The sequence below is a fragment of the Streptomyces sp. P3 genome (genome assembly GCF_003032475.1).
Lineage (GTDB): Bacteria > Actinomycetota > Actinomycetes > Streptomycetales > Streptomycetaceae > Streptomyces.
This window is the reverse complement of record NZ_CP028369.1, coordinates 3348103-3361385: the sequence shown is the minus strand read 5'-3', so window position 1 is coordinate 3361385 and position 13283 is coordinate 3348103. Positions and strand designations below refer to the sequence as shown.

The window sequence follows — 13283 nt, the reverse complement described above, 5'->3', positions numbered from 1 at the left end:
TCAGGACCGCTTCACCGAACCTCCACATTGAGCCACGGAGGCGAAGCAACCGGGACAAGGAACCGGGAGCCCTATCCTTGTCCCCGGCAACGTCACGGATCAGCCCACACACGGGCAGCACGTACGAGGCCACCACATCGGCCCCCGTAGCTCAGTGGATAGAGCAGGCGCCTTCTAAGCGCTTGGCCGCAGGTTCGAGTCCTGCCGGGGGCGCAAGTCTCCGCCCTCCCTCCGGGAGGGCATTTTTGCTGTTCAGAGCACGTTTCGCTAGGCACGACGAAGCCCCGGACACTCCCCCGATGATCATGGGGAGGGTCCGGGGCTGTCCGGCTGTCACCGGGTTTCCGCGGGTGGTCGTGGCGCATACGTGTCGACGTTCTCGGCGAAAGGCCCTGTCCGTCGGCCGACCCGGCCACCGGCGTTCAGCGGTCGTGGGCGGCGAGTACGGCCGAGCCGTCGCGGGGGACGACCCGCACCTCTCCCGGGCCGCTCACCGCGCCACCCGTCCCGGGCCCCGTCGCCGGTGTCACCGCTGTCGCCACCGTCGCCACCGTCGCCGGATGCACGCCGTCGACTAGCAGGTCCGCCATCCGCAGGTCGGCCGGGTGCCGGCCGGGAGGGACGGACGGCGGGGGCGGCCAGGCGAGCACGGCCGGGGGCGCTTCGGGCGACGAGACCTTCAGTCCGCGCAACGGCATGCGCAGGCCCACGCCGAGGGCCTTCAGCACGGCTTCCTTCCTGGTCCAGACGCGCAGGAAGGCCGGGCCTCGCTCGGCGGGGGGCAGGGCGTGAAGGGCGGCCAGCTCGGTCCCGGACAGTGCGGTCCGTGCGGCACCCTCGACATCGACAGGCACCTCGCAGTCCTCGACGTCGAGGCCCACGGCTCCGTCCGAGGACACCGCCACGCCGACGAGCGCGCCGCTGTGGGTCACCGAGAAGTCGTACGGCGCAGGGGCGCCCGGCGTGTCCAGCCGGACCTTTCCGTGCGGTCCACCGCAGCGCGGACACACCCGCCGCAACGGCACGTCCGCCGGGGGGAGATCGAGCAGTTCACCCAGCAGCAGACGGCTCAGGGCGCAGCCGACGAGGAAGCGGGCCCGGTCGGCCGGGGCGACGGTCTCGTCGTGGCGGCCGCGCTCCACGGGATCGAGGAGCGTCAGCAGATCCGCGCGGGCGTCGCCGAGGCGCGCCCACGCGACCTGTACGGAGATCACGGGCCCGGTGCCGGAGGGAGAGGAACGGGTCAGTGCACGGCGCGCAGCATGCGCGTGACGTTGATCCGCGTCGGCGAGAGGCCGAGTTCCACGCTCTGCATCATCCGCTCGCCGTTCAGCCGGCCGTAGGCGAGGAGGTCCACGTTGGCCAGGCTGAATTCGGGCCAGGTGTGAATGCTCAGATGCGATGCGGAAAGCAGCAGAATAGCGGTGACGGCACCGTTCGGGAAAACGTGCGACGCCTCACCGAGAACCGTGGCGTTTCCCTTTTCGGCGGCCGTGCGCAGCACCTGGAGGAGGCGCTCCTCGTCGGTCAGGATGCTGTGGTCGCTCACCCATACGTCGACCGCATAAGAGCACAGATCGTCGACGTTTATACCCTCGGTGGCGAGGCTGGCGGAGTTGGTCATGGGGAACCGGGGGTGGCGAACTGCTTCCCCCGTCTCCTTTCACATAGGCGCTCGATGGCCCCCAGCGTAGCATCCGGGACGCCCTACGGCTCGCGCGCCCCTTCTGTCAAGGGGGCCCGGGGACACTCGGGGCGTTCCGGCATCACTGCGCCCGGGCCGTTGTGGAAGCCATTACGGAATCGATTACGGAAGCCGCTGCACAAGCCGTCAGGAAATTATTTACCCGAGCCGCCCGGAAACTCTTCGAAAACGCTGCGACACCGCTGGCGAAACGCTCCGGGAAACTTTTCTCGAGTTTCCCTTACGCACCGCGATACCCGGCTGTTTCCACGGTGCGGGAGTGGGTCCGGTCGGCCGCCTACCGGCCCGTATACTGGATGTTCCCGCAATCCACCGTCAGCTTGCCTGGAGCAGCATTGTGACCAACGCGCGTCGGCACCCTGGGAGCAGCACCGCCGAATCCGTGCTCACGGAAGTAGCGGACGCCGTCCGTCTCCAGGAGGGTCCGCCGGGAGTGCGGTCCGTCCTGCGCGCCCTGCGCCGGCTGGCTCCCGCCTCCACCAAGGACCTCAGCCGGGCCACCGGGCTGCCCGTCCCGATCGTCGCCGCGCTGGGGAACGAGTTGCGGCGGCGGGGCATCGTCACCACGCAACGCCCGTCGCGGCTGACCGAGGCCGGTCAGGAGCTCGTCGCCCGGCTCGGCATGGACCTCGTCCTCGACGCCACCTGCCGCGCCTGCGACGGGCGCGAGCTGGTCGTCCCCGACGTGCTGGACGAGGCCGTGCGGCGGTTGCGCGCGCTGATGGAGTCGGGTCCCGCCGCCGACATGGCGATCGACCAGTCGCACTGCACGGCCGAGACCAAGGTCCGCCGGGTGCTCGCGCTGCTCACGGCCGGCGCGCTGCCGGGCGGCTCGCTCCTGCTGATCGGGGACGACGACCTGATCTCGCTCGCCGTCGCCGTGGTGGGCGACGTGCTCGGCGGCCCGATCGTCGAGCAGGTCACCGTCGTGGACATCTCGGAGGAGATCCTCGACCACATCCGCAAGACGGCGGCCGGTCTCGGCACACGCGTGGAGACCGTCCGGCACGACCTGCGGCTGCCGCTGCCCGCCGCGCTGCACGGGCGGCACGACGTGGCCATGACCGACCCGCCGTACACCCCGGAAGGCGCCCGGCTCTTCCTCTCCCGCGCCGTGGAGGGCCTGCGGCCCGGTCCGGCGCACAGCGTCTTCTTCTCCTTCGGCGGCAAGAGCCCGGACGAGATGCTGGAGGTGCAGCGGGAGATCATGGCGCTCGGCCTGGTCACCAACGGCTACATCCGCAACTTCAACGAGTACGAGGGCAGCGGCATCCTCGGCGGGGTCGGCTTCTTCCAGCACCTCCTGACGACCACCTCGACGGCCCCCTCCCACCTGGGCGAGTTCAGCGGCCCCCTCTACACGGGCGACAAGCGGACCCGGCAGCGCGAGTACACCTGCGCGGCGTGCGACGCCCGGATCCGCGTCGGCCCCGGCGCCCGCTGGACGTCGGTGGCCGCCCTGCGCGCCGACGGCTGCCCGAACTGCGGCAAGGGGCCCTTCCGCCCCGGCCGCCTGGTCCCGGCAGAGGAACCGGCGCCCCCGGCTGCCCCGCAGGACGCGGCCTCGGTCCCGACATCCCTCGCGGCCCCGGAGCCCGCACCCGCGCCCGCACCGGTCGCCGCCACCCCCGCTCCGGCGCCCGCCGCCGCACCCGCCCCCGTCTCCCCCTCCGGACGCGTCCACGGCTGGCGCCCCCCGAGCGACGACGACCGGGCCGCCCTCGTCGACCGGGCGCAGCCGTATGCCACCCGTCAGGCCGACGAGCGCGATCTGCCGGCCATCGGACGGTTCGAGGCCGAGATCGCCCGGGTCTCCTTCGGAGAGGACGCCATCGACGATCCCGAGCGGTGGGCGGCCCGGCTCGGCCGTGCCATGGAGAAGTCGAAGGAGGGCATGATCGTCGCCCAGGGGCCGGGCGAGGAGCCCGTCGGCTGGTGCTGGGTGAGCATCAACCAGAACGCGATGACCGGCGACCGTTACGCCAACTTCCGCTCCCTCGCGGTGTCCCCCGTCGACAACCGCAGCGACGTCGCGGAACTCCTGCTCACCGCGGGCCTGGAGTTCTGCCTGGCGAACGGCATCACCGAGGTCGTCGGCCGGGTGCACGTGGGCAACGTCCCGATGCGCACGGTCTACCGCAAGTTCGGCTTCGACCCCACCAGTCTGGCGATGAAGCTGTTCCTGCCGGAGCAGGACGGCGTCCGATGAGCGGCCCGGAGGGCTTCGATCCCGACCGGGTCAAGTGCGTCGTCTGGGACCTCGACGGCACACTGTGGGACGAGATCGCCCTCGAGTCGGCCACCGACGCGCTGCCCGTGCCCCGCCCCCGGATGCTCGCCGCGATCGACGCGCTGGCGGCCCGCGGCGTGCTGAGCAGCATCGCCAGCCGCAGCGCGCCCTCGGTCCTCGGCCGGCTGGACGACGTGCCCGGCCTGCGGGCGCGCTTCCTCGCCCCGCAGGTCTCCTGGCAGGACAAGAGCGAGTCGCTGCGCGCGATCGCGAAGGAGCTCGGCATCGCGGTGGAGGCCCTGCTGCTGGTCGACGACTCCCCCTACGAGCGCGCCGAGGTCGAGGCCCTGCTGCCGGGCGTGCGCACCCTCGACCCCGCGCAGGTCCCGGCGCTGCTGGCCGCCTTCGAGGGCCGGGAGGAGACCCCCGAGTCCCGCGCGCGCGTTCAGCGCTACCGCACCGAGGAGACCCGCCGGGCCGAGGCCGACCGCTTCCGGGGCACCCGCGAGGAGTTCCTGCGCTGGTGCGGCATGCGCCTCACCGTCGGCGCCGCCACGCCCGAGGAGCTCCCGCGCGCGCTGGAGCTCGCCGCCCGCACGCACCGGCTGAACTCCTCCGGCCTCACCCCCGACCGACTGCGCGAGCTGGCCGGCTCGGCGGGACACGAGCTGTTCACGGCCGCCATGACGGACCGTTTCGGCGACTACGGCGTCATCGGCGCCGCCCTCGTCGACGGGACCGCTCCCGCCGTCCGGTCCGTGCCGCTGCTGGCCCTCTCCTGCCGGGTGGCCGGGCGGGGTGCGGCGGCCGCCTTCCTGTTCCGGCTGATGGAGCGCTCCCGCGCGGCCGGCGCCGAGGAGTTCCGGGTGACGCTGCGCCCGACGGACGCCAACCTCGAGATGCGCATGCTGCTCCGCCAGGCGGGCCTGCGCCGCACGGACGACACCGCCGACACCGCCGCGGGCGCGGTCCTCGGCAGGTCCCTGCACGGCGACCTGCCCGAGCCGCCCGCATGGCTGCACGTATCCGACCGAGAGGACACCGAGGCGTGAGCGACACACCGGACCGGGCCGCGGTGGAACGGGAGATCCGTTCGATGATCGCCGAGGCCGCCCGCCTGGACGAGACCCTCGTCGCGGAACTCCCCGCCGACGCCGACCTGTTCGGTCCGCGCATCGGCCTCACCTCGCTGGCCGGCGTCGCCCTGCTGGGCTCGATCGACCGGCGCTACGGCGTCGACGTGGCCGCGCTGGACCTGAGCCTGGACAGCCTGCAGTCCATCGCCACCCTGGCCGACTTCGTCACGGCCTGTCTCCAGTCGCCCTAGCCACCCGTCCGTACTGCTTCCTGTTCAAAAAGGGTGATCCGTACGGCCGTGCCGTGACCGGTCGGGGGCGGCGGCGTTGAACGGGGCGTGCGGCGGCGCCTTCTGCTGCCGCACGTACCGAATCACTTAAGGAGAACGTGATGTCTCGCATCGCGAAGGTCGCCGCTGTTGCCCTCGGCACCAGCGCCGTGGTGGTCAGCGGAGCCGGCCTGGCCATGGCGGACGCGGGTGCGCAGGGCGCGGCCGTGGGCTCGCCGGGTGTCCTGTCGGGCAACGTCGTCCAGGTTCCGGTCCACATCCCGGTCAACGTCTGCGGCAACACCATCAACGCACCGGGCCTGCTGAACCCGGCCTTCGGCAACACCTGCGCCAACGTCGATGGCGACCACCACGGCAAGGGCGGCGGCAAGCACAGCCACGGCGGCAGCGGCTACGGCGGCTGAACGTTCGTCGGTACGCCTCGCGCGTACACCCCGGTCGTACGCGCCGTACGTACCACCAGGAGAGCCCCGGCACCTCGAGCGCCGGGGCTCTCCCCCTTTCTTGTCCGCCGGGGCTCTCCCCCTGTCTTGTCCGCCGGGGCTCTCCCCCTGTCTTGTCCGCCGCGCACCGGCTCCCCGGTACGCCCGTGACCCTCGCCGGGTCGGTCGTACTCGGGTCAGGCGTACCGGTAGGTCCGGGACATGTCCTCCAGCTGATCCGGCGTCACGTCCCACGGCGGCAGCTTCTGCCGGCGGGCGACGACCCGGCGGTACTGGCTGCTGGCGGGCCCCGGCGGTTCGGCCGGCAGATAGCGGTGGTCGCGGTGGCGGCTCTGCCAGCGGGTCCACAGCAGGTCGACGAAGGCGTGGTGCAGCCAGAAGACGGGGTCGTTGACGGATGCGCCGCTCAGCATGACCCCGCCGACCCAGCGGTGCACCCGGTTGTGGTTGCGCCAGGCGGCACTGCCCGAGCCGGTCCCCCAGCCCTCCAGTTTGTTGCGGAAGCCCCGGGTGACGGTCGAGTCGTAGGGCCGGACGTCGTAGACCGGGTCCTTCAGCGCCCACTCCACGTCGGCGGCGGTGGGCAGGGCGATCGGGGCGGCGGCCCGGCCGAGGTCCCGGGTGAGGAACTTCCCGTCGGTGACGTTCTCCCTGAGGGTCCAGTCACCGGTGGCGTAGGCGAACGGCCCGGTGGTCACCCGGTGGTCGGAGCGCCGCCCGTTGCCGCCCAGCAGGTCCGCCGTCCAGGGCGTGGCGGTCGCGGTGCGCCGGCGTGTCCAGTCCCAGTAGGGCACGGTCACCGAGGAGTCGACCCGGCGCAGCGCCTTCTCCAGGTCGAGCAGGAACCTGCGGTGCCACGGCAGGAAGGAGGGCGCCATGTGGGCACTGCGCAGGCCGCCTTCGCCGTCCGAGACGTAGTGGTCGATGTGCACCCGCACGAACTCGTCGTACTCCCCCTTCCGTTTGATCTCGAGCAGCGCGTTCACGAAGCGTCGTCGTTCGGCGGCGGTGAGCTTGCTGACGTCCTTACGGATGTAGGCCATGGTGTCCCCCGATGTGCGTGTCGTCGTGGTGTGCCGGGCCCGCCTCGCGCAGCCGCTGTCCGGGGCCGAGTTCGTCGACGGCGGCCCGGGCCGCCTCCAGCGGCGTGGCGTACGAGCGGTAGTGGTCGACCATGCTCAGCCAGGTGCCGTCGGCGCGACGCATGAGGTGCAGCGGACGGCCGTCGACCGTGACCGTCCACTCGGCGTGGCCCGCGCCCGCGGTCCCCGCCGTGGTGAGGAGCCCCCGGATGCGCCGCCCCAGGTAGGTCTCGTCGAACGAGTCGAGGCCGCCGTCCGCCCGGCGGCGCGGCCGGGTGGCGGTGACGGCGGGGACGATCGCCAGTGCGGCGGACGCGGCCAGCAGCCCGCGCAGCAGATCGCGTCGTCGTGTGCCGCGCGCCGTGGCGGGTCTTGCCGGGCCCGCCGGCGGCGCGGTCAGGGGTACTGCGTCGGCGCTGACGGCCATGGTGTGCTCCTCGTCCGGGATCGCTCGTCCCCGTGGTCTGTTGGGTTGCTTCGTGGGGGTAACCGCCCGGCGGGCCGACTGGTCACCGCCCGGCCCCCGATCGGCCCGCCGCGGTGTGGCGGCGGGCACGGCGACGGGCCCGGGACGAGGCGTCCGGGCCCGTGGTCGTGGCGGTTCGTCAGCGGTTCGGACGGCGCGCCCGCGGCGGCGGCCATGCGGGTGATCACTGCGGCGGGGGTTCCCTCGGGTGGTCGACTTCGTCTCGGGTACGGTCCCTCTCGGCAGGAGGCGGGGGGCCGTGCGCCGTACCCGGGCAACGAGCTGGAGAACGGCATCGGTGCAAAGCGCCCGACTGCCGTGGCCCTGCTGCCGCCGCACTGGTCAGCCGGTCCAGAAACTCCACCATCGGGTCAGGATCAGCATCCCGATCGCCCCCATGTGCAGCAGCGGCGGCACCCAGGTGAATTCGGCGAAGAACGTCCGCACGCCGGCCGGAACGGGCAGGAAGCCGTGCCGCACGTCGAACGAGACGGCGTACCAGAACACGAGGATCGTGGCGACCCACGCCAGACAGCACCACAGACACAGCGCGTTGATCCGGTACAGCGACTCGAACTGCAGCCAGGACACGAACCCCACGCCGAACAGGCAGCCTCCGGTGAAGGTCAGCCAGTACCAGCGCGGGAAGGCGGCCCGGGCGAGCAGGCTCATGCCGACGCACACGACCATGCCGTAGGCCACCAGGCCGAGCATCGGGTTGGGGAACCCGAACACCGAGGCCTGGTCGCTCTGCATGACACTGCCGCAGGAGACGACGGGGTTCAGGCTGCACCCGGGAGTGAATCCGGGGTCCTCCAGCAGCTTGAACTCGTCGAGGGTGATGACCCAGGACGCCAGCAGCCCGGCCGCGCCGGTCAGGACCAGCAGCAGGGCGAACGCGCGTCCGCCGCCCACGGCCGTCGGCTGCGGCGGCCTCATCAGCCGCGCAGGCGGCGGGCGGGCAGGACGACGTGCGCCGCCGCCGTCAGGGTCTCCTCGGCGCCCGCGAACGCGGCCAGCGCCTCGGGTGTGACGGCCTGTCCGGGGATGGCCTCCGGCCAGGCGCGACAGGTGAGGACGAGGTAGGCGTAGCCGCGCTGCTCGACGGCCGCGAGCCACTCCCGCGGCGGCAGGCACTGGGCGTTGAGGCCCGGCATGTTCAGGACGGCCGCGCCGGACTCGACCAGCAGGCTGAACGGCAGGCTGGGCCGCTCGGTGCCGTCGACGACGCCGCCGACGCGCATGCCGTTGTCGCCGGCCAGTCGCGCGACGGCGAGGGCCGTCCCCTCGGGGCCCTCCGCGGTGTCGCCGAGTGAATAGGCGAGGAGGTAGGGCATGTCGCTGCCGTCGGGAGCCTCTCCGCTCCACGGCATCACCACGAGGGTGCCCAGGTCGGTCACACGGAAGGGCCGGGTTGCGCTGGGGGTTGAGGTCACCGCGCGACCTTATCGGCGTGCCGGAGGGCCACCGGGCGCGTTCTCACCCGACCGGGGGACGCCGGTGCGCTGCTCCACACGAACGAGGGACCCGCCGCTCGAGCGGCCTCGAACAGCACGCGGGCCGGCACCGTCGGTGACGGGTACCGGCCCCTGCGGCGGCGGGCGTCTCAGCCCTTCAGCGGCAGCCCGCCGAGCAGCGGGTTGCGGGTGTTGAGGGCCTCGGCGGCGCCGTTGACGGCGTGCAGGACGGAGTCCTTGTTCTCGGTGTCGAGCGCGTCCGACTGGTGCTGCAGGGGCAGCGCGTCCTCCACGCCGATCGGCCCCCTCGCGAGGGTGTCCACGGCGCCGTTGAGGCTGGTGGGCGTGAGGTCGGCGGGTGCGGCGAACGCGGGCGCGGCGACACCGGCGAGAATCACGGATCCGGCGACGACGACGGCGGCCTTCAGGGACTTCATCGGATTCCTTTCATCGGCGACCCTGCGCCTCGGCACAGCACGTCACCAGGGGAAATTCTGACGCCGTGCCTAACGAGCCCCGTCCGGTGCGGAAACCGTGCGCACGGGAATTTCCGCGCCCCGGCGTCCTTTCGGAGCCGGCGTGCGGACGTGCCCGGAGCTGCCGGGCGGCGTCCGTCGGACTGCGGGAAGCGCCGGCATCGACCGAGCGCGTCGCGGCCCGCCCGCGGTCAGGGTAACGCTGTCCGCAGACGCGAACAGCCGCCCTCCTGGCGGGAGGGCGGCTGTTCGGTGAATGACGTGTCGTGACCTCGGGGAGAGGTGACGTCAGTCGTTGACGCAGATGTTGCCGAACGCCGGGTTCAGCAGGCCCGGTGCGTTGGTGGTGTTGCCGCAGACGTTGACCGGGATGTGGACGGGAACCTGGACGACGTTGCCCGACAACACGCCCGGGGAGTGCGCGGCGACGGCGTTCGCGCCACTGTCGGCGGCGGCGATGCCGGAGGCGCCGACGACGGCCGCGGCGGCAACGGAGGTCAGGGCCAGGCCCTTCGCGATACGCGACATGGAGAGGTGCTCCTTGGGGTTTTGACACAAACACCTGGGCGGGGATGCCCGGCGCTGAGGTCAACGCGCCGGGAACCGCGGGGGTTGTGCCACCAAAGGAGTGATGTCACCGGAGGCCACGCTTCACCATTCCGACACACTTGACCTTTTTATGCGGATTAATCCGGGCAGAAGTTAGAGTTGCGCACCATCCGCCGCACGCCTATAGCAAGCAAATCGCACGAAAGGCCACTGCCGGTCATGCGTACTTCCCTGGGTCCGCTGTCGCGCCGCACGACGGCCGGTGTCCTCGCCCTCGCCTCGCCCTGGGTGCCGTCCGGTGCCCGTGCGGGCGGGACGCCGCCCGCCACGCAGGCGCCGAGCCTCGCCTTTCGGCAGCGCTACCCCGCGACACGGCACGGCGGGATCGCCCGCGCGGCCAACGCGGTCAACGCGGCCATCGGCTGCCGGGCCGCTCCGGAGGTCCGCGCGGCGCACTCCTGCCCTTCCGTCCGCCGGGGCGGGGCCGGCCTCGACAACGGCTTCGACATCTGGACACCGCGCCCCGCGCGGGCGGCCGGGCCGGGCTCGTGGCCTACGACGGCGACCGCGGCCGTTCGGGTGATTCGCTCATGTTCTCGACCGGTGGCCGGCCGTCCGTCGCGCTCACCGACCCGGTCAATCCATCTGACGATGTGTTGAACTCCACGATCAGCGAGCCGGGGGAGGCTCCGGCGGCGCGTGTACCGGCGTGCGTCAACACGCTCGGCTACGACTCCGATGTGTTCGATCTCCGCAGGGGTTTGCGGCACGGCGGTGACCAGCTGGCCGTGCGGCTCGTTTCCCACCGGGACGCGGCGTGGGCCGGGGCGCTCTTCGCAGCCGTCGACACACGGAAGAAGTAATCAGGCGCGTTCCCGCAGTCCCGAGCGCCACCGTGAGCGAGGAATCCGCGCAATGCACCAGCCAGAACCCGACGCCGGGCCCCGGGTCCTGCACCTCACCCAGCCCGTGGAAGGCGGGGTCGCCCAGGTCGTGACCGACCTGGCACGGGCCCAGCTCGCGGCGGGTCTGCACGTCACCGTCGCCTGCCCGGACGGCGGGCTCGCCGGGGAACTGCGGTCCCTGGGCGCGCGGACCCGGCGCTGGGCGGCCACACGGTCGCCGGGCCCCTCCCTCCCCGGCGAGGTGCGGCAGCTCGTACGCCTGATCGCCGAGGTACGACCCGACCTCGTGCACGCGCACAGTGCGAAGGCGGGACTGGCCGGCCGGCTCGCGGTGCGCGGCCGGATCCCGACCGTGTTCCAGCCGCACGCCTGGTCCTTCGAGGCCGTCGGGGACACCACCGCGGCGCTCGCCCGCACCTGGGAACGCTTCGGGGCGCGTTGGGCGGACCGGCTGATGTGCGTGAGCGAGGCGGAACGCGCCGCCGGCCGCCGGGCGGGGATCTCCGGACGATGGAGCGTCGTCCCCAACGGCATCGACTGCGGGCGTTTCCACCCCGCCCCCGTCGGCACCGTGCGGGCCTCGCTCCTGCCCGGCCTCGACCCGGCCGCCCCGCTGGTGGTGTGCGTGGGGCGGCTGTGCCGGCAGAAGGGGCAGGACGTGCTGCTGCGGGCCTGGGACACGATCGTGGCCAGGACGCCCGCCGCCCGGCTGGTGCTGGTCGGCGACGGTCCCGACGCGGCACGCCTGCGGCCCGGCGCACCGGAGTCGGTGCTGTTCGCGGGGGCCGTCGCCGACGCCGTCCCCTGGTACCAGGCGGCCGATCTGGTGGTGCTGCCCTCGCGCTGGGAGGGCATGGCGCTGGCCCCGCTGGAGGCGATGGCCTGCGGAAGACCCGTGGTGGTGACCGACGTGAACGGCGCCCGGGAGAGCCTGCCGGCCGGACTCGCGGAGCGCTGTGTCGCCCCTGCCGAGAACCCCGCGGCGCTCGCCGAGGCGGTCTGCGCACTGCTGTCCGACCCGCTGCTGCGCGAGTCGCTCGGCCACCAGGGGCGTCGGCACGTCCTGGCCGCGCACGACGTGCGGCGAACGGCCGAGGCGGTCGAGGGCGTGTACCGCGAGCTGCTCACGACCACCGAAGGGGCGCGGGTCGCGCCCACCGAGTGCAGGGAGCCCATCCACTCGTGACTGCGGAAAGCACCGTCCCCTCTCCCGGCACGCAGGCCGGATACTCACCCGTCTCGGTCATCCCGCGGCGAGGAAGCGCAGCGGGATTCCGGTTCCCCGCCCGTCGGCCTCCGGCGCGTCCCGCGTCTTCGCTGCCGCTGCTGCTCGCCGACGGCCTCGCCGCGGTCGCGGTCGCGCTGGCCCTGACCGGGGTGCAGCGCCGTCCGCTGCTGGTGGCCCTGCTGGTGGCGGCGACGATACTGCTGCGCCCGCAGCGCCCGCGCCCGGTGGCCGGGGTGCTGGACGAACTACCCGCCGTGTGCGGCCGGATCGCGGTGGCCTGGCTCTCGCTCGGCGCGCTCGCCGCGGCGTGGAACCCGGCGCACGCGCTCTCGGCCCGCACCCTGGTCGTCGGCTGCGCGGCACAGACCGCGGTCGGCTGCACGGCCCGCGCGGTCGTGCACCTGCGCCGGCGCCGGACGCTGCTGCGCCGGCCGCGCGCCGCGCTCGTCATCGGTCCCGCCACGACCTCGCAGCGGGTGGCCGCCGCGGTGCTGCGGCATCCCCGGTGCGGGGTCCGGCCGGTGGGGATCGTGGCCGAGAGCCCCGGAGGCGACGAGGGGCTGCCGGTGCTGACCACCGGTCAGGAGGTGCAGCGGGCCCTCATCCAGAACGGCGTGCGGGACGTGCTGTGCGTCCACCCCGCCGTGCGCAGCGTGCAGGGCCCCCTGCTGCGGGCGCTCGCCGAATCGGGCTGCACGGTGTGGGAGGTCGACGCCGACACCCCTTCGTACGCGAGCCCCGAGCAGTTGGCCGGGTTCTCCTGCCGGCGCCTCGACATGGGCGTCCGGCGGCGGGGCAGCCTCGGCAAGCGGTTGCTGGACGTCGTGGTCTCCGGGGTGCTGCTGCTGCTGGTGAGCCCGCTGCTGCTGCTGTGCGCGGCCGTGCTGCGACTGACCGACGGACCCGGAGTGGTCTTCCGGCAGGAGCGCATCGGCAAGGACGGCCGGCCCTTCACCCTGCTGAAGTTCCGCACCCACCGTCCCGTCGACGAGCACGAGTCGGCGACCCGCTGGAGCGTGGCCGGCGAACGCGAGATGAGCCACTTCTGCCGCTTCCTGCGCCAGACCTCGCTGGACGAGCTGCTCCAGTTGTGGAACGTCCTGTGCGGCGACATGAGCCTTGTCGGACCGCGCCCCGAACGCCCCTTCTTCGTCGGCCAGTTCAGCCAGACCTACCCCGGTTACGCGGCACGCCACCGGATGCGGACCGGCATCACCGGCCTCGCCCAGGTACAGGGGCTGCGCGGCGACACCTCGATCGAGGACCGGGCCCGCTTCGACAACGCGTACATCGACAACTGGTCGCTGTGGCAGGACGTGTGCATCCTGCTGCGCACCGCGGCCGCCCTCGTGCGACCGACCGGGAGCTGAACCGCC

At 72.9% G+C, this 13283-nt stretch carries 15 protein-coding genes and 1 tRNA gene; 8 read left to right on the top strand and 8 right to left on the bottom strand.

The window, feature by feature from the left end; genetic code table 11:
• Window positions 1-140: 140 nt before the first annotated feature.
• Window positions 141-213: transfer RNA gene (locus tag C6376_RS15080), tRNA-Arg, on the top strand.
• Window positions 214-422: 209 nt separating this feature from the next.
• Here C6376_RS15080 and C6376_RS15075 read toward each other — a convergent pair.
• Together C6376_RS15075 and C6376_RS15070 are read right to left on the bottom strand one after the other, a co-directional pair.
• Complete coding sequence (locus C6376_RS15075) at window positions 423-1214, bottom strand: 4'-phosphopantetheinyl transferase superfamily protein (RefSeq protein ID WP_254075944.1); 792 nt, start codon at window positions 1212-1214, stop codon at window positions 423-425.
• A 29-nt stretch (window positions 1215-1243) separates the two neighbouring features.
• Window positions 1244-1624 carry an S-adenosylmethionine decarboxylase family protein gene (locus C6376_RS15070; RefSeq protein ID WP_069773010.1) on the bottom strand — a complete coding sequence of 127 codons (381 nt, stop codon included), beginning with the start codon at window positions 1622-1624 and terminating at the stop codon, window positions 1244-1246.
• A 463-nt stretch (window positions 1625-2087) separates the two neighbouring features.
• Here C6376_RS15070 and C6376_RS15065 point away from each other — a divergent pair, with 463 nt between their 5' ends.
• The 4 genes from C6376_RS15065 (at window position 2088) to C6376_RS15050 (ending at window position 5705) form a co-directional block, all read left to right on the top strand.
• Window positions 2088-3914, top strand: a complete 1827-nt coding sequence (locus C6376_RS15065) for a GNAT family N-acetyltransferase (RefSeq protein WP_107448973.1) — start codon at window positions 2088-2090, stop codon at window positions 3912-3914.
• Window positions 3911-4987: an HAD-IIIC family phosphatase gene (locus tag C6376_RS15060; RefSeq protein ID WP_107443893.1), complete on the top strand. Its 1077-nt coding sequence runs from the start codon at window positions 3911-3913 to the stop codon at window positions 4985-4987. Before C6376_RS15065 ends, C6376_RS15060 begins: the two co-directional genes overlap by 4 nt.
• Window positions 4984-5262 (top strand): phosphopantetheine-binding protein, encoded by a 279-nt coding sequence (locus C6376_RS15055; RefSeq protein ID WP_107443892.1) that lies wholly within the window; start codon window positions 4984-4986, stop codon window positions 5260-5262. Before C6376_RS15060 ends, C6376_RS15055 begins: the two co-directional genes overlap by 4 nt.
• A 140-nt stretch (window positions 5263-5402) precedes the next feature.
• Window positions 5403-5705: a chaplin gene (locus C6376_RS15050; protein ID WP_107443891.1), complete on the top strand. Its 303-nt coding sequence runs from the start codon at window positions 5403-5405 to the stop codon at window positions 5703-5705.
• Window positions 5706-5920: 215 nt separating this feature from the next.
• Here the strand turns inward: C6376_RS15050 and C6376_RS15045 are convergent, their stop codons facing one another.
• The 6 genes from C6376_RS15045 to C6376_RS15020 all read right to left on the bottom strand — a co-directional run bounded on the left by C6376_RS15045 (window position 5921) and on the right by C6376_RS15020 (window position 9753).
• A complete protein-coding gene (locus C6376_RS15045) occupies window positions 5921-6787 on the bottom strand; it encodes a tyrosinase family protein (RefSeq protein ID WP_107443890.1) in 867 nt (288 codons plus the stop codon).
• Window positions 6771-7253, bottom strand: coding sequence for a tyrosinase family oxidase copper chaperone (locus C6376_RS15040; RefSeq protein WP_107443889.1), 483 nt, complete (start codon window positions 7251-7253; stop codon window positions 6771-6773). Before C6376_RS15040 ends, C6376_RS15045 begins: the two co-directional genes overlap by 17 nt.
• Window positions 7254-7634: 381 nt before the next feature.
• Window positions 7635-8231, bottom strand: a complete 597-nt coding sequence (locus C6376_RS15035) for a vitamin K epoxide reductase family protein (RefSeq protein WP_107443888.1) — start codon at window positions 8229-8231, stop codon at window positions 7635-7637.
• Window positions 8231-8728 (bottom strand): DUF5949 family protein, encoded by a 498-nt coding sequence (locus tag C6376_RS15030; RefSeq protein WP_107443887.1) that lies wholly within the window; start codon window positions 8726-8728, stop codon window positions 8231-8233. The genes C6376_RS15035 and C6376_RS15030 overlap by 1 nt, the downstream gene beginning before the upstream one ends.
• Before the next feature lie 170 nt (window positions 8729-8898).
• Window positions 8899-9186 carry a hypothetical protein gene (locus C6376_RS15025; protein ID WP_107443886.1) on the bottom strand — a complete coding sequence of 96 codons (288 nt, stop codon included), beginning with the start codon at window positions 9184-9186 and terminating at the stop codon, window positions 8899-8901.
• Window positions 9187-9513: 327 nt separating this feature from the next.
• On the bottom strand, window positions 9514-9753 hold the full coding sequence (locus C6376_RS15020) for a chaplin (protein WP_107443885.1): 240 nt from the start codon (window positions 9751-9753) through the stop codon (window positions 9514-9516).
• 569 nt (window positions 9754-10322) lie between these two features.
• On the opposite strand from C6376_RS15020, the gene C6376_RS45200 reads away from it, so the two are divergent.
• The 3 genes from C6376_RS45200 to C6376_RS15005 are packed head-to-tail and all read left to right on the top strand — an operon-like array spanning window position 10323 to window position 13277.
• The gene (locus C6376_RS45200; protein ID WP_254075943.1) at window positions 10323-10637 is read left to right on the top strand and encodes a hypothetical protein; all 315 of its coding nucleotides are present in this window, start codon (window positions 10323-10325) and stop codon (window positions 10635-10637) included.
• 52 nt (window positions 10638-10689) lie between these two features.
• Window positions 10690-11865 (top strand): glycosyltransferase, encoded by a 1176-nt coding sequence (locus C6376_RS15010; protein ID WP_107443884.1) that lies wholly within the window; start codon window positions 10690-10692, stop codon window positions 11863-11865.
• Window positions 11862-13277, top strand: a complete 1416-nt coding sequence (locus C6376_RS15005) for an exopolysaccharide biosynthesis polyprenyl glycosylphosphotransferase (protein ID WP_107443883.1) — start codon at window positions 11862-11864, stop codon at window positions 13275-13277. Before C6376_RS15010 ends, C6376_RS15005 begins: the two co-directional genes overlap by 4 nt.
• The last annotated feature ends 6 nt before the right edge of the window (window positions 13278-13283 follow it).

What these genes read in the sequence shown, in the direction of transcription:
- C6376_RS15060 (WP_107443893.1), top strand. Translation starts at nt 3,911, where the DNA reads ATGAGCGGCCCGGAGGGCTTCGATCCCGACCGGGTCAAGTGCGTCGTC.
- C6376_RS15010 (WP_107443884.1), top strand. Translation starts at nt 10,690, where the DNA reads ATGCACCAGCCAGAACCCGACGCCGGGCCCCGGGTCCTGCACCTCACC.
- C6376_RS15020 (WP_107443885.1), bottom strand. Translation starts at nt 9,753, where the DNA reads ATGTCGCGTATCGCGAAGGGCCTGGCCCTGACCTCCGTTGCCGCCGCG.
- C6376_RS15025 (WP_107443886.1), bottom strand. Translation starts at nt 9,186, where the DNA reads ATGAAGTCCCTGAAGGCCGCCGTCGTCGTCGCCGGATCCGTGATTCTC.
- C6376_RS15050 (WP_107443891.1), top strand. Translation starts at nt 5,403, where the DNA reads ATGTCTCGCATCGCGAAGGTCGCCGCTGTTGCCCTCGGCACCAGCGCC.
- C6376_RS15045 (WP_107443890.1), bottom strand. Translation starts at nt 6,787, where the DNA reads ATGGCCTACATCCGTAAGGACGTCAGCAAGCTCACCGCCGCCGAACGA.
- C6376_RS15040 (WP_107443889.1), bottom strand. Translation starts at nt 7,253, where the DNA reads ATGGCCGTCAGCGCCGACGCAGTACCCCTGACCGCGCCGCCGGCGGGC.
- C6376_RS15035 (WP_107443888.1), bottom strand. Translation starts at nt 8,231, where the DNA reads ATGAGGCCGCCGCAGCCGACGGCCGTGGGCGGCGGACGCGCGTTCGCC.
- C6376_RS15070 (WP_069773010.1), bottom strand. Translation starts at nt 1,624, where the DNA reads ATGACCAACTCCGCCAGCCTCGCCACCGAGGGTATAAACGTCGACGAT.